Here is a 24,013-nt window from a genome sequence, read left to right as displayed (position 1 = left end):
GGGGATGGATCAGCTGCGACGGCAGAGGCGGCGCCAGAGGGTGAGCGGCAGCAGCCAGAGCAGGTTGACAGTACCGCCCCCGCTGCTGTCCGCCGTGTCGAAGTGGATGATGCCGTCATCCGGCGGGGCGACGGGCTCACCACACTGGGCGCCGGTGCGCTGGCTGATGCTCCAGCCGGTGATGCGCCCCTGATGGCCCGGTTTGCTGTCCACCACCTCCAGGGTCCAGCGACCGGCCAGCGGCTCTCCCACCAGGGGGGTGAAGGGCTGCAGGGGCAGCAGCTCGGTGGGGAAGACCCCCTTGAGCCGTGGCAACGGGCTGTATCCCTTGTCCCAGATCTGGATGCGGGTGCCGGCGGGGGAGTTGAGCCAGATCTCCAGCTCATCCAGGGCCAGGTGTTGCAAGTCCAGGTTCAGCTGCAGGCGATCGCTCACCCGGGCGTCGCTCTTCTCCAGCACCAGGCTGGTTTCGCTGATGCCGCGCACCTCCTCGCTCTGGGCATCGTTCAGTCGCTGTGACCGACCACTGGCCCGGCTGATGACGGGGGTGCCGATGGGTAGGGTCAGGGATTGCTGCCACTGGCGCTCGGTGGGGCTGGTACCGCTCATGGCGAGATTCACCGAGAGGCTCGCCTCGTCGCCGCAGGCGAGCGGGCTCTGGGCCAGCAGGCGCAGGGTGGTGGTCATGCTGGCACCGGCGGCCAGGGTTGCTGGTTGCCAGCTGTCAGGATCGGCCTGCAACCCGGTTGGCAGGGTGAGGGCCAGCTCATTGAGGGTCACTTCCCCTTTGCCCGGGTTGCTGAGGGTCAGCTGCACCGACTGGCGCTGCCCCAGCGGGATGGCGCTCCCCTCGGCGAGGGCAATATTGACGGGAGCTTGCAGCAGCCCGTGCTGGCGAAATGCCTGCTCCAGCAGACGGGCATAAGCTCGCGTCGGGTAGAGACGGGCGGCGGTATCCACGGTGATCCGGGCCAGTTGCGGCATGTGAATAGCCGGCCCCAGGCCGAAGTGGGATTCGATGATGACGCGATCAAACTCGTCCCTGGCGGTCTCGCCGTGCTCGGCCACCGCCGTCAGCAGGGCCTGGAACAGCGGGGTGCCCCAGAGCTGATCCCCGTTGCTGCCGTTGATGGTGCGGTGGGCCGGGTAGCGGTAGTCCGGATGGTAGCGGGCGCGCAGATCGTCGAGTTGGCGTGGGGTGCGGTCGGTGAAGCGGGCATCCCAGTTGAACACCATGGCGGGTTCGAACTGGCGACCGGCTTCGCTGCGCTGACGATGACTGGCGGCCAGGTAGTCGCCAAAGCCCTCGCCGATGGCCCCCCAGTCTCCCTCTTCCCCGAGGTCCGGCAGGATGTGGTGCTGCACCCCGTGGCCGAACTCGTGCCAGATGACCATGGGATCCTCGGCATCGGGCACGCCGCTGCGACCCAGCTCCAGCCTGCGTTCGAACGGATCGTAGAGGGAGTTGTCCTGATAGCCCGCGTCCGTGTCGATGTCGAGTGCCCCGGGGATGAGATCGGTGAAACCGAGCGCCTTGAGGTGGCGCTGGGCGAGATCCAGATGGTAGTAGGCGTTGATGTCCGCAAAGCCGCGATCGTCACGGGTCAGGCGAAAACCCTGCACGTCACTGCTGCTGTAGGGGGCCGATTCGGGGGCCATGACATCCACCACCCTGGCATGGGGGCCGCTCAGGCGATACTGCCCGGCTTGCAGGCTCACCGGCAGGGGAACCGGATCCTGGTAGGCGGCTTCTGCCAGCACCAGCGCGTCGTGCCAGACCAGGCTGGCGTCCTGCAGGCGGGTGCGGGGATCGGGGTCGAACACCCGTGCCTGAACCTGCTGATCGCCTGCGTCGGCGACATGCAGAGGGCGGGTAGTTGCCTGATCCCCGAGACGGCCAAGCTCCTGCTCCCCGTCGCAACGGGCAAACAGCTGCACCTGGCTGGCCTTGGCATTGCCTGCCTTGTGCTCGCGCACCCGCTGGCGCAGGGTAGGCACCAGGGTATCGCCGTCTCGCCAGTACCAGGCTTCGACCGGCCCCAGCGTCTCTATCTGGTTGCCGTCGGTGCGCAGGGTGGCGAGCAGGGGATCCAGGGTGCCGCTGGCATCGCAGCCGGGCGCTGTGCTCTGCAAGGGGCGCAGGTTGTGGTAGAGGCGCCAGGGGCGGCCGTCCCCGTCGACACTGACGGCGGCCTGGGTGGCGGCCACCGGCAGGCCGTTCACCAGCTGGCGAAAGCTGTAATGGTGGCCGAGCAGGCTGGCCCTGTCGTAATCGGGGGCGAGGAGCACACCGAGGCGCTGCTCGAGCCAGCGCTTCGGCGTCGTGGTCAGGGGTTGTTCATCGACAAACTGCAGATCGGCCGCCAGCAGCGGCGATGAGATCAGGGTTGCCGCCAGCCAGAGGGCCAGGGAAGAGGGTTTCATGGTTCACTCCAGAAAAAGAGGGCAAGGGGTCAGTGGTTGACGCCCGCCAGGGTGAGCAGGAAGGCAAACTCCTGCGCCGCACGCAGCGCCGCCGTTCGGGGGGCGCCCAGGTGGCCGCCGTCGAGTTCGGTGCGCAGCAGATAGGGGCCTGTTCCCGTGCTATGGGATCGCAGGCGGGCTATCCACTTGAGGGGTTCCCAGTAGGGCACCTGACTGTCGTGCAGGCCGCCCGTCACATAGACGGGGGGATAAGGGGCCTTGTGCAGGTTGTCGTAGGGGCTCAGGCGGCGCATGGCGGCATAGTCACCCGGGATGGCCGGATTGCCCCACTCGGCGTACTCCTGCCGGGTGAGGGGCAGCTCGGGATCCTGCATGGTGCCCAGCAGATCGACGAAGGGAACTTGCAGCACGGCCCCGGCGAAACGGGTGGGCGCCTGGTTGAGTGCCGCTGCCACCAGCAGGCCGCCGGCGCTGCCGCCCATGGCAAACAGCCGGGCGGGATCGATGGCGGGATCCCGTGCCAGGGCATCGGCCACGGCGAGAAAATCATCCACGCTGTGCTGTTTGTCCCGGCCACGACCCTCCCGGTACCAGGATTCGCCGAGCAGACCGCCCCCGCGCACATGGGCGATGGCGTAGACGAAGCCGCGATCCAGCAGGCTCAGCACCCGGGGCTGGTAGTAGGGGCGCATGGGGGTGCCGTAGGCCCCATAGCCGTAGAGCAGCAGTGCCCTGGGGTGGGTAATGCCCTTGCGCCAGACCAGGGAGACAGGCACCTTGACCCCATCCTTGCCCGCGATCCAGCGTCGCTCGCTCTGATAGGGAGAAGTGTCCCTGCTCTCGGGTGTCCCCTCCCAGGCGCCGGAGGCGAGATCCAGCCAGCGCTGGTGAGGTGGTTCGGCCATCCCCTGGCGGCGAATGAGCACCTTGTCGCTGGCCGGTTCCTGGCTGCCCTGGATCCAGGCCGTGCCTGCGCCATCGGTGAGCGGCAGGCTGTGGGTCAACGCACCCTTGGCGTCCAGTACATCGAGCCAGTCATCCCCTTCCTTGCGGTATTGCAGCACGGTGTGCCGGGCAAAGAGGCGCCACTTCTCGAGTTCCCGGCCCTCGCCGGACCAGAGCCGTTGCCACTCTCCCTTCGCCACCAGGCTCAAGTCGGCCACCTGATAGAGGCCGAGGGCGCCGTCCCGGTTGCTCTTGAGCAGCACCCTGTCCCCCAGGGTATCCAGGTAGTATTCGAGGCCGCGCTCGCGCCCCTTGAGCAGGTCGGCCCGACCTGCGTCCAGCAGGTATTGCTCCGAGCTGTCGTGGTTGTTGCTTTGCAGCACCAGGTGGCGGCGATCCGTGGTGCGATAGAGGCCGAGCAGCCAGGCGGGATCGCGCTCCTCATACACCAGGGTCTCCTTGCCACCCTGCCAGGCCAGCAGTTGCCAGGGGCGCAGGGTCTGGCGCTCGTTGGCGAGGGTGTAGAGGGTCTTGCCATCCAGACTCCAGAGCAGATCGCCGGCGCGGTGAGGCAAAGAGGCCAGAGTCTCGCCACTCGCCAGATCCAGCAGGGTGATGCGGTAGTCCCGATCTCCCCTGCGGTCTTCGGCCAGGGCAAGCAGGTGCCCGTCCGGGTGCAGGGCCCAGGCGGCGAGCTCGTAATACCCCTCCGCAGGTTGGCGGGGAGCCAGCCGCTTTCGGGGGGCGGCATTGGCGTCGCTGCGTTGCCACAGGCTGCCGTCCGCCTCCATGCGCCACTGGCTGCCAGCCTGGCTCAACCAGTCGTCCGGCACGGGTTCACCCCGCTCCCGGCCCTGCCACTCCGTCTGCAGGCGCTGCACCAGTGGCGTCTGGTCGGCGAGCTGCCGCTCGGTCCAGCGGTTCTGCTCGCGCAGCAGCGTCAGGAGGGCGGGATCCTGGCGGCTGTCGTCACGCCAGCCACCATAGGGATCGAGACGGGCTATCTCCCCCTTCATCAGTTGCGGGCGCTCGGGGATGAGGGGCGCGGCCTCCAGGGTTGCCTCAGGCTGGGGAGAGGCGGGGATCGGCGTGGCCAGCAGGCTGGCCAGGATCAATAGGCTGTGCATCAGATCCCCACGAAGGTGTAGCGCAGGCTGGCACTCAGGGTGCGGCCGCTCTGGGTGAAGAGGGAAGCATCGGTCCCGGCTTCCAGCCCGGCCACATCCTGATAGCGGGTGTAGCGGGTGTCGAACAGGTTGTCGAGCTTGAGGTTGACCTTGAGGGCGTCGGTGACCAGCCAGTCGGCCGTCAGGGCGAAACTGAGCCAGCCGGCACTTTCGAGGCAGTCCCCCTGGCGGCCGGTCAGGCTGTTGCCGCAGGTGGGCACCCGGCTCATGGCGGCGGCATAGTCCGCCTGAATGCCCAGACTCCACTCATTGGCCTGATAGCTCAAACGGGTGTTGCCCTCGAGGGGCGTCAGGGTGCGCAGCGCTTCACCTTTGTTGTCCTCGCCATCGACCCAGCCGAGCTTGGTAGCGAGCTCCCACTCCTGGGTCAGCCAGTAGCTGGCGGCGAGTTCGGCCCCCCAGGTTTCGGCCTTGGCGACGTTGCGATATTGGCGCAGGATGACGCCATCGCTCAGGCGCAGCCCCACCTCGCGCCAGTCGATGAAGTTGTAGTAGCGGTTGTAGAAGAGCGCTGGCTTGATGCTCCAGTTGTCCCCCTCGCCGCTGAGCCCCCACTCAAAGCTGTGGCTGGTCTCCTCCTTCAGATCCGTGTTGGCGATGATCTGGAATGGCGGCAGGGCGAAGTAGTGGGGAATGTTGCCGTAGACCTTGTCGTAGGAGGGGGCCCGAAAGCCGTTGGCATAGCTGAGCCAGCTGCGCCACTGCTCGTTGACGCGGTAGCTGGTGGCAAGACTCGGGGAGAGATGCCAGCTGTGGTTCTCGCCCTGGTTGCCATCTTGCGGGCGCAGCCACTGGTGATCCATGCGCAGGGTGGGGGTGAACTGCCACCGGCCCAGGGTCGCCACATCGCCGAGCCAGACGCCGGCCCGGTCGGTGCGGGCACTGCTGAAGGGCTCGGACTGGCTGGGCTGGGGCACTCCCGCCTCCAGGCTCAGCTTCTCCACCGGCCGCTCGTGGCGGGTACGCTCCAGCTCGACGCCGTAGCTCAGCTTGTGGGCGATGTCGCCGGTGACGAGATCCCGGCGCACGTCCAGCTCGCTGCCGACCCTCTCTTCGGTGAAGGTGGAGAGCTCCCGCTCGCTGCGGTAGCGGGGATAGCCGCTCAGCAGGTCGTTTTGCAACAGGCTGCGCTTGTTGGCGCTGTTCTTGGAGTGGTTGCCATAGAGGCTCCAGATGAACTGATCCGCCAGCAGACTGCCGAGATCGTTCGCCTCCCAGCCAAGCTTGCCCCCCTGGGTGCGCTGGCTGCCCTGTTCGCTGTACTGGCGCACCTGCCACTTGCCGTCGGGCTGGGGCACTTCGCGCGGCCCCTGATCCCGCTTCGCATTGTCTTCGAAGTAGTCGAGCTCGAGGCGCAGCAGGTGGTGATCGCTTAGCGGGAAGCGGGAGCTGGTGGAGGCGCTGAGGCCGTCCAGATCCGCCGGGATGCGGCTCTCGTCATAGTTGGCGGTCTCGTGCCCCTGCCAGCCGGAGACCCGCAGCAGGTGCTCGCTATCCAGCAGCCGGGCGGCGCCGGTGGCGCTCAGCTTCTGCTTGTCGCTGCTGCCGTCCTGCAGCACCTTGCTGCCCAGATAGGCATCCTGCCCCTGCAGGTAGTCCTCTGGCTGCTTGGTGCTGATGACGATGGTGCCGCCGATGGCGTCCGAGCCATGGAGGGAGGAGCCGGCCCCCTTGGCGACCTCAATCTGCTTGACGTCATCGAGATCGAAGCTGAAACGGCCCACCTTGTCGTTGAGGTCGTCGGCGCCGAAGCCGTCGCTGACCCGCACCCCATCCTTGATGATCAGCACCCGGTTGCCGCCCATGCCGCGGATGATGATGTTCTGCGGCCGGCCGGCGGAGCCGGTCACCGAGACCCCGGGCTCGTTCTTGAACACGTCGGTGAGCTCGGTGGCGATCTGGCGATCCAGCTCTTCCTCCGTGATGACGGTGATGGAGCCGGAGACATCGGACAGCTTCTGCTCGATGCGCTGTCCCTTGACCACTATGGTCTCGTGGGCCCTGGGTTCGGGATCTGTCCCGGCGGGATCGCTGGCGGCCAGGGCTGTACCGGACAGCAGCATGGGCCAGTAGTGAAGCAGTGTTTTCATTGTTGATAATGATTTTTATTTAATCCTGAAGGGCGCGGATTATTGCAGATGAATCCCTTCGTATCAGCGATTGATAATCATTATCATCTTTGTTTTATGATCTTGATCAGACTGCATTTTTTTGAGAGATGAATCAGTAGTTGCAGGGCATACGTTTGTGAAGGGCACTGACCGGGGGAGGGGAAGTGGAGTGTCCCGCCTGGATCTTGAGACAATAAAAAGCCCGCCGAGAAGGCGGGCTGGTTGGATGCGTGCGAGCACCTATGGGGTGCGATAGAAGCGGTTGAGCTCGTTCATCACCTGGATCATGGCCCCCATGTCCGGGGTGCCGTGCTTGATGGGGCGATAGGTGGCGCGATCCAGCAGTTCGAAGTCACCCTGCTTGTTGAACTGGGTGATGGTGTTGTCCTGATAGATGGCAAAGTCATTCTGATCGCCGGCCAGCAGCCAGTTGCGCGGGCTGTTGTCGAACAGGCTGCGCCCCGTGCTGTAGTCCCGAGGGGGGTTACGTACCCCCAGCATGCCCTTCATCAGGGTCGGCACCAGATCCAGGTGGCTGCTCGCCTGCGCCTGGGGCGCAGGTTCGGCACCAGGCCAGGCCAGCACCAAAGGAACCTGCACCTGATAGGGGGAGTAGTTGCTGCCATAGCCCCAGCTGTTGCTCTGGGTTTCGTTGAACTCCTGGCCGTGATTGGAGGTGATGACGACTATGGTCTGTTCACTCAGCCCCTGCTGCTGCAGCCGGGAGAGCATCTGCTCCAGCAGTTGGTCGGTGTAGAACACCGAGTTCTTGTAGCGATTCTCCAGCTTTTGCAGGTTCTCGGGTCTATAGGCGGTGGCCGGGTTGAAGCGCGTCAGCTCGGGCTGGAAGGGGCCCTTGAGGCTGGCGGGCACCTGATAATCCCCCGGGCTCGAGAGATAGACCAGGGAGAACCAGGGCCTGTCCGCGGTGCGTGTGCCAAGCCACTGCTGCCAGTCGCCGATGAGGCGAGTGTCATCACTCTGGCGGGAGACAAACACCTGCTTGCGCAGGCCAGCGAGCAGGCTCTGCTGATATTGCTGGGCATCTTCCAGCGCACCGAACAAGCCGAACTGGTAGTCCTGGCGCAGCATCTCGTCGAACAGCACCGGCGGGCGCTTGTCGGCACGGATATCGCCATAGTAGTGGCCCGGCAGCCCGTAGAAGAGGCTGAACATCCCCATGGCGTCATCGTTGCCGCCACTCATGTGGTTGGCAAAGTTGAGGTGTTGATCCGCATAGCGCTGCAGATTGGGCATGTTGATGTTGTTGAGCATGTCGGCCCGCAGGGAGTCGACCACCACCACCAGCAGGTTCTTGTGCTCGGCCGGGGCACTCACGCTGAGGGGGCGCAGGGGGTAGAGCAGGCGATGCTCGGCGCTACCCTGGTTCTCGGCCTTCTTCTCATACTGCTCGAGATCGAGCCAGCCATGCTTGGCCAGGAAGCTTCTGGCTGTCATGGGGTAGGAGAGCGGGAAGTTGGCGCGCTGCATGGTGATGGGCTGATACAGGGTTGCATCGGCCCAGCTGTTGACGAGGTGAGTCAGCATGAAGCAGACCAGCAAGGCCAGTCCCACCTGATTGCCGTACTGGCGGCGTTTGCGCTTGTTGATCTTGCGCCACACATAGGCCGACAGCAGCAGTTGCAGCAGGAAGATGGTGGGCACGGCGACGAAGATGATGCTCCAGATCGAGCCCTCTTCGGTCTGGGCCTGATCCAGCAGCAGTTGCCACACCTGGCCATTCAAGTGGAACTTGAACAGCTGGAACACCTGGGTGTCGATGAGCAGCAGCACCTGCGCCAGGGTGGCGATGATGGCCGAGATGAAGCGCAGTGGCTTCTCTCTGGGCAGCACGAAGCTCAAGGGGAAGACGGTCAGCAGATAGGTGACGAAGCTCAGGAACGAGAAATGACCTATCCAGCTGATGATGAGATAGGTGACCCCGAGCGTGGTCGATGGCCAGCTGATGGAACCCAGATAGCGGGTCGCGATCAGCATGGCCAGGAGGATGTTGAAGAAGGAGAACCAATGCCCCCAGGTGATCAGGCGAGAAACGTTATCACGATAGGGGTTGCCGGTTTCGACCATAATGATCCATCTGCTTGAAAAACATCAAAGAATGCGAAGAAACTCAGTGAGCATCGTGGCGATGATCCACCGAGGCGGTGAGCGCCTGGATGTACTTCTCGGTGATCGCCTGACGCTGGGCCGGGGCCATACCGTTGATGATGTTGGTGGTCAGGTTGCCAAGCACCATGAGACTGAGATCCACCGGCGCCTTGTGTTTCTCCAGGGCGGTGATCAGGTCGTTCATCAGGGCGTCAAACTGCTCGTTATTGTACTTTGATACGATGGGCATAATCTTGGGTTCATCTCGGTTCAAAGCGCCTTATAATACTTCACCCTTTCGGCTAACACTATGGCTTTGTGACATGAGTCTCGATATCGACAAGATCATTCTTCACTCCCTGCGCGCCGGCAATGACGGTCAGCCGCACGCCGATACCCGCAGTCAGACTCTGCCTGCCGACGAGGCGGTGCAAGGGCTGATGGCAGAACTGCATCGCATCTACAACGGCAAGGGTGGCAAGGGCTTCGGCTTCTTTGCCGACCCGGAAGCCGACGTCGCCGAGCTGGCAGAAGGTGAAGAGGCTCCCAGACAGCCGTCACCGGCCTTTCGCATCGCCCTCGAACAGCTGCTTGGCGAGCAGACCGAATTCGTCCCCTTCTCTATTACCCTGACCCAGATGCTGGTCAAACAGTTGGTGGAGCACGCCTTGGACGAGCAGGGCGTGTTGCTGATTGCCAAATACAACTATGTCGGGGTCGATTACCTGATGATCGCCCTGCTGGAGGGCAAGGAGAGCGTCACCGTCAGCGAGGCGCTGGACCTGCGTCACATTCATTATCTGGATATCGGCAAACTCAACCTGGTGGCCCGCATCGATCTGACCGAGTGGAAAACCCAGCGGGACTCTCGCCGTTATATCACCTTCAGCAAGGGGCGGGTCGGCCGCAAGCTGGGGGACTTTTTCATGGACTTGCTGGGTGCCCGCGAGGGCATGGATGCCAAGGTGCAAAATAAAGGCTTGCTGCAGGCGGTGGACGATTACTGCGACAGCCGTCAGCTCGAACCCGCCGAGCGCAATGATTACAAGAAACAGGTCTTCAAATATTGCACCGAACAGGCCAGCGCCGGTGAAGAGATCGAGATCAAGGAGCTCTCGGCGGAGCTCTCCGCAAAAGAAGCGGGAGGTGGCGACCTCGATTTTTACAGCTTCATCGGTCAGGAATATGAGCTGGAGGAACGCTTCCCGGCGGACAGATCCACCCTGCGTGGCCTGACCAAGTTCGTCGGTTCCGGCGGCGGCCTGACCTTGAGCTTCGAGCAGAAGCTGTTGAACAGTCGGGTGTTTTACGATCCCCAGACCGACACGCTGACCATCCGTGGTGTGCCGCCCAACCTCAAGGATCAGCTGCTGCGCCAGTCATAATGTGATCTACTCGCCATTTCTGGCAAAAAGGCATCGGAGTCCGCTCCGATGCCTTTTTATTTAAGGGGGAGATGAACTTGGAATCCGGCTTGGTACTTTTGTTAACACATTAAACCAAATAATGGAGATGAAAGGGTTTTCATTGAGGTGAAACCCCTTTCATTGGTGTAAATTTATTTCTTTTTGGTAATTAGTTTTCTGTGCAAGGCCAAAAATATGGCGATAAATCCCGATAAGTCGCTGAAATAAGAAAATGTTTTCATAAGTTTCTGGAAGAAAATACGTAATTGCATTTCAAAAATGCGAGGCGTGTCATGTGAGGCATTGACTGCTTGGGATAATATGCATCTGCACACAATGCTCTTACAGCGCGGAACTAATACAAGGAAAGGCTCATGAAAAAGAAATTGCTGTCATCCCTGATCGGTCTGGCTACCCTGGGCGTGGCCTGCTCTGCCACTGCTGCCATTGATGAAGGTCAGCTGACCATCTGGATCAACGGTGACAAGGGCTACAACGGCCTGGCCGAAGTCGGCAAGAAGTTTGAAGCCGAAACCGGCATCAAGGTAACCGTCGCCCACCCGGATCAGGTTGAAGTCAAATTCCAGCAAGCCGCCGCCACCGGCAACGGCCCTGACATCTTCTTCTGGGCTCACGACCGTTACGGTGAGTGGGTCAAGTCCGGTCTGCTGGTTCCCGTGACCCCGAATGCCGCCACCAAGGCTAAGTTCGAGCAATTCGCCTGGGATGCCATGACCGTCGATGGCAAGACCTATGGCTACCCGGTCGCGGTAGAAGCCGTCAGCCTGATTTACAACAAGGATCTGTTGCCCAACCCGCCGAAAACCTTCGAAGAGATCGCCAAGATCGACGAAGACCTGAAGAAAAATGGCAAGCGCGCCATCATGTGGGCCTATGACACCCCCTACTTCAGCTACCCCCTGGTGGCTGCCAACGGTGGTTATGCCTTCAAGAAGACCGCCACCGGCTATGACGTCAAAGACACCGGCGTGAACAACGCAGGTGCCAAGGCCGGCGTCGGCTACATCTCCGAGATGATCAAATCCGGTCACCTGGAGAAGGGCATCGACTACGGTGTGATGGACGCCAAGTTCAACAAGGGCGAAGTGGCCATGATGATCAACGGTCCCTGGGCCTGGAGCAACCTGGACAAGAGCGGCATCAAGTATGGCGTAGCCCAGCTGCCGACCCTGAAAGGCAAGCCGGCCAAGGCCTTCGTTGGCGTACTGGGTGCCACCATCAACGCCGCCAGCCCGAACAAGGATCTGGCCATCGAGTTCCTCGAGAACTACCTGCTGACCGATGCCGGTCTGGCGCCGATGAACGCCGACAAGCCGCTGGGTGCCGTGGCTCTGAAGTCCTTCCAGAAGACCCTGGAAGCCGACCCCAACATCAAGGCCACCATGCTGAACGCCCAGAACGGCGAACCGATGCCGTCCGTGCCAGAGATGAGCCGTTTCTGGTCCTCCTTCGAAACCGCCCTCAAGAACGTCACCTCTGGCCGTCAGGGTGTTGACGAAGCCCTGGATACCGCTGCCAAGCGTATAGTCCAGTAAGCATGCACTACCCGGGAGGCCTTCGGGCCTCCCACTCTCTCAATCTCTCTTGGCGCAATAAAGGTTAATTGGCATGGAAGTAGTACCTTCTATCGAATCCTATGCCGGTCCGAAGAAAGACAAGTACGTCTGGCTGAAATGGACCATGGCGGCACTGATCGCAGTGCTTAATGGTTATGCGGCCGTGATGATGTATGCCAGCGGCGAGTGGGTATTTGCCCTGCTCGATCTGGTGGTCGTATCCGTCGGTCTCTATGTCTTCATGAACAAGAAGACCTATGCCCACCGTTATATTTTCCCCGGTGTGGCAGGCATGGTTGTTTTTATCATCTTCCCTCTTGCCTACACGATCGGCATCGCCTTCACCAACTATTCGGGATCCAACTTGCTCTCCCTTGAGCAGGCACGGGATTACCATCTGAAAAAAACCTACAAGGTGACCGGCGGTGAATTCGATTTCACCCTCCTGGGTGGTGAGAACAATCAGTTTCAGCTGCTGCTGAAACAGGACGAGCAATCCTTTATCAGTCCACCCCTTACCTTGCTGAACAACAAGGCGCGTACCCTGGCCGTCCGTGAAGGACGGGTCCGTGACGAGCCCCAGGTTGTTCAGTTGCAGCCTCTGGACGGGGCCACGGTCGGCGAGGCGGCACCCATTCGTGCCATCGTTGATCACCGCACCCACCTGAGTGCCCTGGATGTGGTACTGCCCGAAGGCAATATCCATCTGACCCTGAGCAGCCTGCGCAAGTTTGCCGCCCAGAAACAGCTCTATACCCAGCTGGTCGACGGCGCCGTGCTCAAGTCCGGCGTCATGATCAAGGACAGCAACCTGCTGCGTGACAACCAGAGCGGCGAGCTGATGCTGCCCAACGGTGACACCGGCTTCTACCAGTACATCGATGCGGAAGGTCACTTCGTCGGCAAGGGCGTTGCCCCCGGTTTCGTGGTGAGCGTGGGTTGGAAAAACTTCATGCGCATCATGACGGACCCGGGTATCCAGAGTCCCTTCATGCAGATCTTCGTCTGGACCGTGATCTTCTCCGCCTGTTCGGTGGCGTTCACCCTGGCGATCGGCATGGTGCTGGCGTGTCTGGTGCAGTGGGAGCAGCTCAGGGGGCGTGGTTTCTACCGGGTCATGCTGATCCTGCCCTATGCGATACCGGCGTTCATCTCCATCCTGGTGTTCAAGGGCTTGTTCAACCAGAACTTCGGTGAAATCAACCTGTTCCTGGAAGCGGCCTTCGGCATCAAGCCGGACTGGTACACCAATCCCTTCCTGGCCAAGGTGATGATCCTCATCGTCAACACCTGGCTCGGTTACCCCTACATGATGATCCTCTGCATGGGCCTGCTCAAGGCCATTCCGGAAGATCTCTACGAGGCGTCCGCCATGGACGGGGCGGGGCCGGTACAGAACTTCTTCAAGATCACCGTACCGCTCTTGATGAAGCCGCTGACACCGCTGTTGATTGCATCCTTTGCCTTCAACTTCAACAACTTCGTACTTATCCAGTTGTTGACGAACGGGGCGCCGGACATCATCGGGGCCACCACGCCGGCCGGGACCACCGACTTGCTGGTGAGCTACACCTACCGGATCGCGTTCCAGGGCTCGGGTGGTCAGGACTACGGTCTGGCCAGTGCCATCGCCACCGCCATCTTCCTCATCGTGGGTGCGCTGGCCTTGCTCAACCTGAAATTGTCCAAAGCCGACAAGCAACTGTAAGGAGGCTTCAACATGGCAATCGTACAACCCAAATCAGTCAAATACCGGGTGTGGGCAACCCACCTGGTGATGTGGGGCTTCCTGGCACTGATCATCTTCCCGCTGATCATGGTCATCGCCATCTCGTTCCGTAACGGCAACTTCTCGGTAGGGGAGATCATCCCCACCAATCCGACCCTGGATCACTGGAAGCTGGCGCTCGGCATGTCCATCACCAACGCCGATGGCAGCATCACGCCGCCGCCGTTCCCGGTGCTGACCTGGCTGTGGAACTCCATCAAGGTGGCGGGCATCACCGCCCTGATGATAGTGGTGCTCTCCACCACCTGTGCCTACGCCTTCGCCCGTCTGCGGTTCCGTGGCAAGTCCACCATCCTGCAGGGCATGCTGATCTTCCAGATGTTCCCGGCGGTGCTGGCACTGGTGGCCATCTACGCGCTCTTCAACAAGATCGGTGACTACATCCCCTGGCTGGGTCTCAACACCCACGGCGGCCTGATCCTGGCCTACATGGGGGGCATTGCCCTGCACGTCTGGACCATCAAGGGCTACTTCGAGACCATCGACTCCTCCCTGGAGGAGGCGGCGGCCATCGATGGCGCTACTCCGTGGCAGGCGTTCCGCCTGATCCTGCTGCCCCTGTCGGTGCCCATTCTGGCGGTGGTGTTCATCCTGGCCTTCATCGGCTCCATCACCGAGGTGCCCATGGCCTCCATCCTGTTGCAGGATGTGAACAATCTGACCCTGGCGGTCGGGGCCCAGCAGTACCTCTATCCGCAGAACTACCTGTGGGGTGACTTCGCCGCAGCCGCCGTGCTGTCAGGCTTCCCCATCACGGTCGTCTTCCTGCTCGCCCAGCGCTGGCTGGTGGGTGGTCTGACCGCAGGCGGCGTGAAAGGTTAACGGTTCATGGCCGGGGGAGCTGGCTCCCCCCGTCATCACGATTTGCAAAGATTCAAGAGCGGAGCTCGACATGGCTGAAGTAGTACTCAACAACGTTCGCAAAAATTACGACCCGGCTGTCCACAAGGACACCCTGCGCAGCATCAACCTCGACATCAAGGAAGGGGAGTTCATCGTCTTCGTCGGCCCGTCCGGCTGCGGCAAGTCCACCCTGCTTCGGATGATCGCGGGTCTGGAAGATATCACCAGCGGCGAGCTGACCATCGGCGGGCGCTACATGAACGACGTGCCGCCGGTGGAGCGCAACGTCGGCATGGTGTTCCAGTCCTACGCCCTCTACCCGCACATGAACATCTACGAGAACATGGCTTTTGGCCTCAAGCTCAAGAAGATGGACAAGGAGAACATCCACAAGCGGGTGATGCGCGCCGCCGAGATCCTGGGTCTCGAGCCGCTGCTGGACAGAAAGCCCAAGGCCCTTTCTGGCGGTCAGCGTCAGCGGGTGGCCATCGGCCGCTCCATCGTGCAGCAGCCGCAGGTGTTCCTGTTTGACGAACCCCTGTCGAACCTCGACGCTGCCCTGCGGGTCAAGATGCGCATCGAGATCGCCAAGCTGCACAAGGAGCTCAACTCCACCATCATCTACGTGACCCACGACCAGGTGGAGGCCATGACGCTGGCCAACCGCATCGTGGTGCTGAGCCCGCTCAAGGGCGAGGCGGCCACCAACCTGGAGCAGTTCGGCACCCCCCTCGAGCTCTACCACAACCCGGACAACAAGTTCGTGGCAGGCTTCATCGGCTCCCCCAAGATGAACTTCCTGGCGGGCGAGCTGGTGGAGATCGGCGAGCAGGAGTGCTTGGTCAAGCTCACCTCCGGCGATACCGTCCGTGCACGGGTGGATGCCCGTCGCGGCGCGGTGGGCGACAAGGTGGAGCTGGGCATTCGCCCCGAGCACCTGGTGCCGCTGGGTCATGCCCATGCCGACAGCCGCGTGAGCGGCGTGGTGCAGGTAGCCGAACACCTGGGGGCCGAGTCCTTCGTCTACATGGACGTGGATGGTCACGACTTCACCGTCAAGGCGAGCTCCGACATCGACGTGGCCACCGGCCAGGAGTACAGCGTCGGCATCCCGGCCGAAGCCTGCTACCTGTTCGATGCCAAAGAGCAGGCGTTCCCGCGCACGGCCAAATATATCCGCGCCTGAGAGGGCGAGAGTGCCAGGTTTTCCTTTCTATACGTTCAATGCCTTTTGCCGGTCGCAAGACCGGCTTTTTATTGCCCGTCATCCGAAGCCCGGGTTCCGGCCAGCGGGTGCGGCTGGCCGGGGCCCATCACTGTCCGTGCTTGTCTGACTCGAGGGCGGCGGTGACGTCCGGCACGAAGTGCTGGCTGGTGAGCGGCGGGCGCTCATACCCTTCGGTCTTGATGGGGGGCAGGGTGATGGGCTCGTAGTGGATCGCCTCGTAGGGCACCTTGCCAAGGAGGTGGGAGATGCAGTTGAGGCGGGCGCGGCGCTTGTCGTCGGCGTCCACCACGAACCAGGGGCAATCCTCGGTATCCGTGTAGGTGAACATGTCATCCTTGGCGCGGGAATACTCGACCCAGCGGGAGCGGGATTGCAGATCCATGGGGCTGAATTTCCAGCGCTTGATGGGAGTGTTGATGCGCTCCTTGAAGCGTTTCTCCTGCTCTTCGTCGCTGACCGAGAACCAGTATTTGATGAGGGTGATGCCGGAGCGGATCAGCATCCGCTCGAATTCGGGGCAGGCGCGCAGGAATTCGCGATACTCGTCGTCGCTGCAAAAGCCCATCACCCGTTCGACCCCGGCCCGGTTGTACCAGGAGCGATCAAACAGCACCATCTCGCCCGCCGAGGGCAGGTGCGCCACGTAGCGCTGGAAGTACCACTGGGTGCGTTCCCGATCCGAGGGGGCGGGCAGGGCGGTGACCCGGCAGACCCGGGGGTTGAGGGGCTCGGTGATCGCCTTGATGACGCCGCCCTTGCCCGCGGCGTCGCGCCCCTCGAACAGCACCACCACTTTGAGCCCCTCCTGCTTGACCCACTCCTGCAACTTGACCAGCTCCTCCTGCAGGTGGGTGAGGTGATGTTCGTAGGTCTTCTTGTCCAGACGGGGGCGTTTCTTGCTCTTTTCCTTGGCCATCATCCTCTCCTTGGTGACTCCTCGTTGTGAGTCTCTCCAGCTTGCACCAGGCGGGCACCCCTGCCAAGGGTGGCGTGTTACACTGCCACCTCATCAGCCGCTGGCAACAGAAAAACAGGAAAGCCAGTTTCATCGCCGCTGGCAACAGGAGAAAACATGAAGCAGTTTATGGAGATAGCGGGCCGCCGCATGGCCTATCTGGACGAGGGGCAGGGTCCGGCACTGCTCTTTGGCCACAGTTACCTGTGGGACAGTGCCATGTGGGTACCGCAAATCGAGGCCCTCAAGGGGCAGTATCGCTGCATCGTGCCCGAGCTGTGGGGTCACGGGGATTCCGATGTGCTGCCCGAGGGGCCATGCACCCTGGCGACCCTGGCCCGGGATCATCTGGCGTTGCTCGATGCCCTTGGCATCGACGAGTGCGTGCTGGTGGGGCTCTCCATCGGTGGCATGTGGGGCGTGGAGCTGGCGCGCATGGCGCCTGCTCGCCTCAAGGGAGTGGTGCTGATGGACAGCTTCGTCGGCCTTGAACCCCAGATCACCTGCGAGCGCTATCTCGGCATGCTGGCGATGATCGAACAGGTCGGCGCCGTGCCTGCGCCCATCGCCGATCAGGTGGCGCCGCTCTTTTTCGCCCATCAACCGGACGCGGCCCTGATGGCCGGTTTCAAGGCACGGCTGGCCCAATGGCCCGCCGACAAGGTGGCGAGCCTGGTGGCGGTGGGGCGCAGCTTCGTGACCCGGGAGGATCGCATCGACTGGCTCGAAGAGATGAGGCTGCCCGCACTGGTGATGACGGGGTGCGAGGACAAGGCTCGCCCTGTGCTGGAGGGGTATCTGATGGCCGAGGTGCTGGGGTGCCCGTTCAGGGAGATCCCGGGGGCCGGTCACATCTCGACCCTGGAGAACCCCGCGTTCATCAACCGGGCGCTCGCCGAATTTCTCGCCGAAGTGGCAGGGTGGCGCTGCGCCGGATAGCCGTAAAAAAGGAGCCATGGGCTCCTTTTTTGTTGTCGAGCCCGGATGGGGCTACCAGATGTAGCCCACCCCGAAGCCTGCATAGAGTTCTCCCTGATGCTGGACGATGGGGCTGTCCGCGATGTCGTCGTCGTAGCGCTCGTAGTTGATGCCAAAGCCGCCAATCCAGTTGGCGCTGAAGCGATAGCTGCCGATGAGGGAGACCATGGGGGAGAGGGTGGTGCCCGTGTTCCACGCCGGCCTGTCCGCCCTCGCTTCGTCTTGCGAGACACCGCCGAAGTAGTAGTTGGCGAGGTTGTGGCTGCGCAGCATCACGCCGGCTCCCGGCATCAGCAGCAGGGGACCGCGGATGATGGGGAAGTTGGCCCACAGCATCAGTTCCTGACCGTTGCTGGTGCCGGTCACATCCGTGGTGGCCCGCACGCTCCAGAGGGCGTAGGGAGTGATGAGATCGGCCCCAACACCGGCCTCGAACTGCCCCTTGCGCTTCTCCATGCCATGGAGGAAGGGATCGTCGTCCGGGTCCAGGTTGCCAAAGCGCATCCGGCCGAAGGCATAGGTCGAGAGGTTGCCATCCCGGCTGAGGTAGTAGCGGGCCCGATCCCCCAGATACATCAGGTTGTCACCAAAATAGAGGGCCCCCGGGATGGGCATCAGGGTGTCGTCCTGGTGCTGGTAACGGGCCTGACCGCCGATGACGGCCCCGCCCAGCACCAGCCCCTTGGGAATGGGGCTGTCAGGGCTGTCGCTGGAGAAGGCGCTGAGGGCCCCGATATCGAGGTCTGCCCGGACGGGAGAACAGAACAGCAGTGCCAGAAAGGCACCCAAAGAGGCATGGCGCAGGGCAGGGACTGGGGACATGACAGATCCTTGTCGGTGGGTGGGCAGTGGGAACGAATCAGACCTGCGTAGCAAGTCAAACGGATGTCGGTTTTCAATTAAACCCGACAAGGCAAGCATGAGCCAGCGTCACGGAGGTGCTGCTGGTGGCCGGTATCTGGAAGGGGCGAGACCCAGCCTCGCCCCTTGCCAGGGTCAGGGGGCGGGGCGGGGGAGATCTTCCCGCTTGGGCCAGGCGTTGAGCACCGCTTTGACCAGGGTGGCGAGGGGAATGGCGAAGAAGACGCCCCAAAAGCCCCACAGACCGCCAAACACCAGCACGGCGATGATGATGGCCACCGGGTGCAGGTTGACCGCCTCGGAGAAGAGCAGGGGGACCAGCAGGTTGCCGTCGAGGGCCTGGATCACGAAATAGGCCACCATCAGCCAGGCGAAGTCGGGGGTCAGCCCCCACTGGAACAGGGCCACCATGGCCACCGGCACGGTCACCGCGGCGGCGCCGATATAGGGGATGAGCACGGAAAAGCCCACCGCGACCGCCAGCAGGGCGGAGTAGCGTAATCCCATCAGGGCGAAGGGCACATAGGTGGCGATGCCGACGATGACGATCTCGATCACTTTGCCGCGGATGTAGTTGATGATCTGGTCGTTCATCTCCACCCAGACCCGGTTCACCAGGGTGCGGTTGCGGGGCAGGAAGCGGCGCAGGCCGCCCATCAGCACCTGTTTGTCCTTGAGCATGAAGAAGACCATCAGGGGCACCAGGATGGCGTAGATGAGGATGGCCACCACGTTGATGAGGGAGCTCAAAGAGGCGCTCACCAGTTGTTCGCCGCCGGTCAGGATGCGCTGGCGAATGTTGTCGATGATGGTTTCCACCAGGCTGACGTCGATGATCTCGGGGTATTTTTCCGGCAGGGTGCGCACATAGTCCTGGGCATGGGCCAGCATGGCGGGGGCCTCCTTGGCCAGGTTGACCCCCTGGCTCACCAGCGTCGGGATGAGGCCCAGCAGCATCAGGGTCGTCACCGTGATGAACAACAGCAGGACCAGGCTGGTAGCGACGGTGCGAGAGAGGCCGCCCCGTTGCAGGCGACTCACCGGCCACTCCAGCAGATAGGCCATCACCAGGGCCACCAGCAGCGGTGCCAGCAGATCCCCAAACAGCCAGAGCACGGCAAAGCAGAAGACCAGCAGCAGGAAGAGGGTGACGGCATCGGGGTCGGAAAAACGGGTCTGATACCAGCGCTTCAATACATCTAACATCGAGGCTTCCTTGATGGCGGCTCACGGGGTGGCATGGGCTCGGGGGCGAGCAGGGCGTCCCGGGGGGGACGGGCAACGACGAGCAGCAGGGAGAGGCGGGTAGCTGACTCTTCCCGGGTCTGGACATGGTGACCCTGACGGCGCAGATAGGCGGGAATGTCCTGCCGGGAGCCTGCATCCCCGAGCTGGATGCACACGGATTGACCGGGCCGGGCCTGGCGCAACCAGAGCTTGAGCCGGATGAGGGGCTCGGGACAACGCCAGGGGGTCAGGTCGAGCTGTTCCATGAGAACTCCATCGCGTGCGTGGCGGTCATTATGGCCGTGATGAGAGGATGAAACAACGCTTGTGGGCCTTGAATGGCAAGGGTATTCTGCCGATGCCCGCTGGGGTCTGATTGGAGATAGAGATAACGTGGCACGTTTTTCCCCCCTGATAGCATCGCTTCCCCTGTTGGTCACCCTGATGGGGGCGACCTTCCACGCCCAGGGGAGCAACCAGTTGCCCGACATCGGTACCGCCGGGGTCGCCGCACTGCCCATCGAGCAGGAGGTGCGCTACGGCAACGCCTTCATGCGTTTTGCCCGGGCGGGCCTGCCCATCATCGATGACCCCGTGCTCAACGAATACATCGACGATCTGGGCCAGCGGCTGCTGACCAATGCCGACGGGGTGCGCTTTCCGTTCACCTTCTTCCTCATCAACGATCCCAGCATCAACGCGGCGGCCTTCCTTGGTGGCCGGGTGAAGGTGCACACCGGCCTCTTCCTCTACGCCGAGAGCGAGAGCGAGCTGGCCTCGGTACTGGCCCACGAAATCACCCACGTGACCCAGCGTCACATCGCCCGTTACATGGAGGCACAGGCGAGCAGCTCCGCCATGACCCTGGCCGGCCTGGTGGGCTCCATTGCACTCGCGGTGATCAACCCCACCGCCGGCATCGCGGCCTTGCAGACCACGCTTGGTTTGTCGATGCAGTCGGCCATCAACTACACCCGGGACAACGAATACGAGGCGGATCGCATCGGCATGAAGACGCTGTATGACGCCGGGTTCGATCCCATGGGCATGGCCAACTTCTTCCAGAAGCTGGCGGCGGAGTACCGCTATGCCAGCAAGCCGCCGGAGATGCTGCTGACTCACCCCCTGCCGGAGACCCGGATCAGCGAAGCCCGTGCCCGGGCCGGGAGCTATGGCGCGCGCGCCCTGCCGCCGAGCCTGGACTTCTGGCTGGCCAAGGTGCGCATCCAGGTGCGCTATGGCACCGAGACGCCCCAGGCGCTGCTCACCTACTTCGACAGCCGCCTGCAGAAGGGGGATTACCCCCTCAAGGATGCCGCCATCTATGGCAAGGCGCTGGCCCTGTTGCAGCTCAAGCGCACCGACGAGGCCGACACCCTGATGCAGGAGCTGGCGACCCGTCACCCGGAGGATCTCTTCGTGGTGGATGCCCTGACCGACATCGATCTCGCCAAGGGGCGCAGCGCCCAGGCCATCGCCAGACTGGAGCGCTTCCGCACCCGGATGCCGGACAACGAGGTGGTGGTGGTGAACCTCGGCAACGCCTATCTGGAGGGGGGCAACTACAAGAAGTCCATCGCCATCCTGGACCCTTATGCCCGGGAGCACGACGAGAACAGCCTGGCCTGGAGCCTGCTGTCGGACGCCTACCGCAAGGCGGGCAGAATGACGGACCTGCACATGGCACGGGCGGAGACCCTTTCCCTGCGCGGGGACTACCAGGCGGCCATCGACGAACTGATCGTGGCGCGGGGCACCACCAGTGACAAGCTGACCCTGGCCCGCATCGAGGCGCGTATCACCCAGCTGGAGCGGGCCAAGAAGGATCTGGACAGCCTCAAGGGCTGAGTCCGGAGCGGGTTGATGGCAGGCGGGGTGCTCCTTTGGGGGCATCCCGCCTTGTTTTGCAGGCTAAAATAGGGCCTTTCATCGGTTTCAACGCATCTTGATGATGAAGAAATGAGAGTGATGGATGGCTCTGCTATGGGGCGCTCGCCAGGCGGCGTTTTATCTCGGCGAGCTTCTGTTCGTCCAGCTCTCCCACCAGGGTCTCCAGCAGCGTGCCCCTGGCATCGAGCAGATAGCTGGTGGGCAGCGCCCCGGGCCTTGGGAACGGGAGGCGGGCGTCGTCATCCGGGATCATCAGGGGAACCCTGATGGCGTGGCGCCGTGCCAGCTCGGTCAGTTCGGCGGGAGAGGCGGGGTCATAGTGGATGGCGATCACCCGGATCTGACCTTCCTGGTGCAATGTTGCCAGCAGGGGCATCTCCCGCAGGCAGGGGGCGCACCAGGGAGCGAAGTAGTTGACCAGCAGTGGTTTGCCACCGAGCTCCGCGAGGCTGACCTTCTTTCCCGCGCCGTCGGTAAAGTCGGGTGCCGGGCTGCAGGCCCCCAGCAGGGTTGCCACAATCAGCCAACAGATCCGTTTCATTTCCATAGCCTTCCCGCTTACCCTGACCATCCGTTTCCCCTACAATAGCGCCATTTCTTGTCCCATCTTGCGATTAATCAGGGAGTTATCATGAGCGAGACCCAAATCTACCACAATCCGCGCTGCTCCAAGAGCCGTGAAACCCTGGCCTTGCTGGAACAGCACGGGGTCGCCCCCGAGGTGGTGCTCTATCTGGAGCAGGCCCCGAGTGAGGCACAGATCCGCACCCTCCTGAGTCAGCTTGGCTTCACGGATCCCCGACAGCTGATGCGCACCAAGGAAGAGCTCTACAAGGAGCTGGGGCTCGGCGAGGTGAGCGGCGATGATCTCATTCGTGCCATGCACCAGCACCCCAAGCTCATCGAGCGCCCCATTGTCATCAAGAACGGGCAGGCCCGCATAGGTCGTCCGCCCGAGCAGGTGCTGGAGATCCTCAAGTGAGCACCCGCTTCGCTCGCCTGCTGACCCTGGCCGGTTTTTTCGGCCTGCTGGCCTGGGTGCTGCTCTGGCACCTCTGGCTCTCGCCCCACCCGGATCTCGCCCCCTGGCTGTTGCCGGTGATCTGGACGGTGCCGCTGCTCTTCCCCCTCAAGGGCATAGTGCAGGGCAATCCCTACACCCACGCCTGGGGCAATTTCGTGCTGATGCCCTACTTCCTGCACGCCCTGACCCTGATCACCACGGATGAGGGGGAGCGGTGGCTGGCGGTGGTGGAGCTGGTGCTCACCACCCTGGCGTTTGTGGGCACCATCTATTATGCCCGCCTGCGTGGCCGCGAGCTGGGGCTGAGTATCCGCAAGAAGGAAGGCTGAGCCCCTCCCTGTCCGCCTGCTGGCGGGCAGGGTATGTGTCTGAAACCGACGCAAGCCAGCGAATGGCATCTGGCGGTATCGCCCCGAAGTGGCTTGCTTATCTTTTTGATTAATTTATGGATATTGATCGCTGATTGGCAGGGCAGCACCTCTGTTGATAGATCTGTCACCTGGTTTGCCAGCCTCAGTCAGCCCCTGTTATGCAAAAAGGGGTATGCTTGTGTTTTCAACAGACTCGAGTGATCCATATGACAATCCTGCGTTCCCCCCTGTTGCATAAGACCCTGCTGGCCCTGACCGTCTCCCTCTCCGTCAGTTCCCTCGCCGATGCCTGTACCCGCGCCGTCTATCAGGGGGAGGGAGCGCTGGTGGTGACCGGTCGTACCATGGACTGGCGCAGCGCCATGCCGACCAATCTCTGGGCGCTGCCCCGTGGCATCGCGCGGGAAGGGGAGGCCGGTGCGCACTCCATGACGTGGACGTCGCGCTACGGCTCCGTGGTGGCGGCAGGCTTCGATGCGGGCACCGCCGACGGCATGAACGAGAAGGGGCTGGTGGCCAACCTCCTCTATCTGACCGAGTCCGAGTATGTGACCCCGAGCGACAAGGATCCGCGCAAGACTCTCTCCATCTCGCTCTGGGCCCAGTACGCGCTGGACAACTTCGCCACCGTGGCCGATTCGGTCGCCGCCCTGTCGAAGGACGAGTTCTATGTGGTGACCACCCTGACCCCGGATGGCAAGCCGGGCCAGCTGCACCTCTCCCTCTCCGATGCGAGCGGCGATTCCGCCATCTTCCAGTACGTGGGGGGCAAGCTGCAGAGCTACCACGACCGCAGCTATCAGGTGATGACCAACTCGCCGACCTTTGACAAGCAACTGGCCCTCAACGACTACTGGGAGGAGATTGGCGGTCTCACCATGCTGCCCGGCACCAACCGCTCGGCGGACCGTTTTGCCCGCGCCTCCTTCTACATCAAGACCCTGCCAAAGACCGACCAGGCCAACGAGGCAGTGGCCGGGGTGATGAGCGTGATGCGCAACGTCTCGGTACCCTTGACATCCTCCCCCACCTTAGCGCTTCGCGTCACAGGAGGGGGATTCCCATTACTGGGTGATAGCTGCTCGCGC

The 24,013-nt window shown here is 62.6% G+C and carries 20 protein-coding genes; 10 read left to right on the top strand and 10 right to left on the bottom strand.

All coding sequences use genetic code 11. The annotated features are described in order from the left end of the window. Window positions 1-9: 9 nt before the first annotated feature. The 5 genes from PG896_RS15030 to PG896_RS15010 form a co-directional block, all read right to left on the bottom strand. Entirely contained in the window at window positions 10-2,424 is a 2,415-nt protein-coding gene (locus PG896_RS15030) for a proprotein convertase P-domain-containing protein (protein WP_270835872.1), read from the bottom strand. Between the two features lie 29 nt (window positions 2,425-2,453). Then, complete coding sequence (locus PG896_RS15025; protein WP_201956440.1) at window positions 2,454-4,496, bottom strand: prolyl oligopeptidase family serine peptidase; 2,043 nt, start codon at window positions 4,494-4,496, stop codon at window positions 2,454-2,456. Beyond that, entirely contained in the window at window positions 4,496-6,646 is a 2,151-nt protein-coding gene (locus PG896_RS15020) for a TonB-dependent hemoglobin/transferrin/lactoferrin family receptor (RefSeq protein ID WP_270835871.1), read from the bottom strand. The genes PG896_RS15025 and PG896_RS15020 overlap by 1 nt, the downstream gene beginning before the upstream one ends. Window positions 6,647-6,907: 261 nt before the next feature. Beyond that, window positions 6,908-8,755 (bottom strand): DUF3413 domain-containing protein, encoded by a 1,848-nt coding sequence (locus PG896_RS15015; protein ID WP_270835870.1) that lies wholly within the window; start codon window positions 8,753-8,755, stop codon window positions 6,908-6,910. 43 nt (window positions 8,756-8,798) lie between these two features. Beyond that, complete coding sequence (locus PG896_RS15010) at window positions 8,799-9,026, bottom strand: DUF1414 domain-containing protein (RefSeq protein WP_011705556.1); 228 nt, start codon at window positions 9,024-9,026, stop codon at window positions 8,799-8,801. Window positions 9,027-9,099: 73 nt separating this feature from the next. On the opposite strand from PG896_RS15010, the gene yejK reads away from it, so the two are divergent. From yejK to PG896_RS14985, 5 genes are all read left to right on the top strand, one after another. Next, complete coding sequence (gene yejK / locus PG896_RS15005; RefSeq protein ID WP_005328162.1) at window positions 9,100-10,161, top strand: nucleoid-associated protein YejK; 1,062 nt, start codon at window positions 9,100-9,102, stop codon at window positions 10,159-10,161. Between the two features lie 395 nt (window positions 10,162-10,556). Then, window positions 10,557-11,738 carry a maltose/maltodextrin ABC transporter substrate-binding protein MalE gene (gene malE, locus PG896_RS15000; RefSeq protein WP_010674249.1) on the top strand — a complete coding sequence of 394 codons (1,182 nt, stop codon included), beginning with the start codon at window positions 10,557-10,559 and terminating at the stop codon, window positions 11,736-11,738. 73 nt (window positions 11,739-11,811) lie between these two features. After that, on the top strand, window positions 11,812-13,467 hold the full coding sequence (gene malF, locus PG896_RS14995; RefSeq protein ID WP_010674250.1) for a maltose ABC transporter permease MalF: 1,656 nt from the start codon (window positions 11,812-11,814) through the stop codon (window positions 13,465-13,467). Window positions 13,468-13,479: 12 nt separating this feature from the next. Continuing rightward, window positions 13,480-14,370 (top strand): maltose ABC transporter permease MalG, encoded by an 891-nt coding sequence (malG, locus tag PG896_RS14990; RefSeq protein ID WP_010674251.1) that lies wholly within the window; start codon window positions 13,480-13,482, stop codon window positions 14,368-14,370. 70 nt (window positions 14,371-14,440) lie between these two features. After that, entirely contained in the window at window positions 14,441-15,577 is a 1,137-nt protein-coding gene (locus tag PG896_RS14985) for an ABC transporter ATP-binding protein (protein WP_039038631.1), read from the top strand. A gap of 127 nt (window positions 15,578-15,704) precedes the next feature. Here PG896_RS14985 and ppk2 read toward each other — a convergent pair whose 3' ends face one another. Further along, window positions 15,705-16,535, bottom strand: a complete 831-nt coding sequence (gene ppk2 / locus PG896_RS14980; RefSeq protein ID WP_104452734.1) for a polyphosphate kinase 2 — start codon at window positions 16,533-16,535, stop codon at window positions 15,705-15,707. 156 nt (window positions 16,536-16,691) lie between these two features. Between ppk2 and PG896_RS14975 the strand changes: the two genes are divergently transcribed. Further along, window positions 16,692-17,513, top strand: coding sequence for an alpha/beta fold hydrolase (locus tag PG896_RS14975; RefSeq protein ID WP_201956444.1), 822 nt, complete (start codon window positions 16,692-16,694; stop codon window positions 17,511-17,513). Between the two features lie 51 nt (window positions 17,514-17,564). On the opposite strand, the gene PG896_RS14970 is transcribed toward PG896_RS14975, so the two are convergent. The 3 genes from PG896_RS14970 to PG896_RS14960 form a co-directional block, all read right to left on the bottom strand. Continuing rightward, on the bottom strand, window positions 17,565-18,374 hold the full coding sequence (locus tag PG896_RS14970; protein WP_043155304.1) for a MipA/OmpV family protein: 810 nt from the start codon (window positions 18,372-18,374) through the stop codon (window positions 17,565-17,567). Window positions 18,375-18,548: 174 nt separating this feature from the next. Continuing rightward, on the bottom strand, window positions 18,549-19,619 hold the full coding sequence (locus tag PG896_RS14965; protein WP_029314318.1) for an AI-2E family transporter: 1,071 nt from the start codon (window positions 19,617-19,619) through the stop codon (window positions 18,549-18,551). After that, window positions 19,613-19,906 carry a sulfurtransferase TusA family protein gene (locus PG896_RS14960; RefSeq protein ID WP_270835868.1) on the bottom strand — a complete coding sequence of 98 codons (294 nt, stop codon included), beginning with the start codon at window positions 19,904-19,906 and terminating at the stop codon, window positions 19,613-19,615. The genes PG896_RS14965 and PG896_RS14960 overlap by 7 nt, the downstream gene beginning before the upstream one ends. Before the next feature lie 127 nt (window positions 19,907-20,033). Between PG896_RS14960 and PG896_RS14955 the strand changes: the two genes are divergently transcribed. Beyond that, window positions 20,034-21,488 carry a beta-barrel assembly-enhancing protease gene (locus PG896_RS14955; RefSeq protein ID WP_223918331.1) on the top strand — a complete coding sequence of 485 codons (1,455 nt, stop codon included), beginning with the start codon at window positions 20,034-20,036 and terminating at the stop codon, window positions 21,486-21,488. Between the two features lie 133 nt (window positions 21,489-21,621). On the opposite strand, the gene PG896_RS14950 is transcribed toward PG896_RS14955, so the two are convergent. Further along, the gene (locus PG896_RS14950) at window positions 21,622-22,101 is read right to left on the bottom strand and encodes a TlpA family protein disulfide reductase (RefSeq protein WP_171865932.1); all 480 of its coding nucleotides are present in this window, start codon (window positions 22,099-22,101) and stop codon (window positions 21,622-21,624) included. 60 nt (window positions 22,102-22,161) lie between these two features. Here PG896_RS14950 and arsC point away from each other — a divergent pair, with 60 nt between their 5' ends. From arsC to PG896_RS14935, 3 genes are all read left to right on the top strand, one after another. After that, a complete protein-coding gene (gene arsC / locus PG896_RS14945; protein ID WP_043155313.1) occupies window positions 22,162-22,512 on the top strand; it encodes an arsenate reductase (glutaredoxin) in 351 nt (116 codons plus the stop codon). After that, a complete protein-coding gene (locus PG896_RS14940; protein ID WP_043155315.1) occupies window positions 22,509-22,883 on the top strand; it encodes a DUF2069 domain-containing protein in 375 nt (124 codons plus the stop codon). The genes arsC and PG896_RS14940 overlap by 4 nt, the downstream gene beginning before the upstream one ends. Before the next feature lie 248 nt (window positions 22,884-23,131). Further along, the coding region (locus tag PG896_RS14935) for a linear amide C-N hydrolase (protein WP_270835867.1) at window positions 23,132-24,013 on the top strand (882 nt) is incomplete at its 3' end.

Origin of the sequence: Aeromonas sp. QDB30 (assembly GCF_027707645.1) — a bacterium.
Classification (GTDB): Bacteria; Pseudomonadota; Gammaproteobacteria; order Enterobacterales; family Aeromonadaceae; genus Aeromonas; species Aeromonas caviae.
Note: the sequence above shows the minus strand (reverse complement) of the source record. Positions and strands in the feature narration are given on the sequence as shown.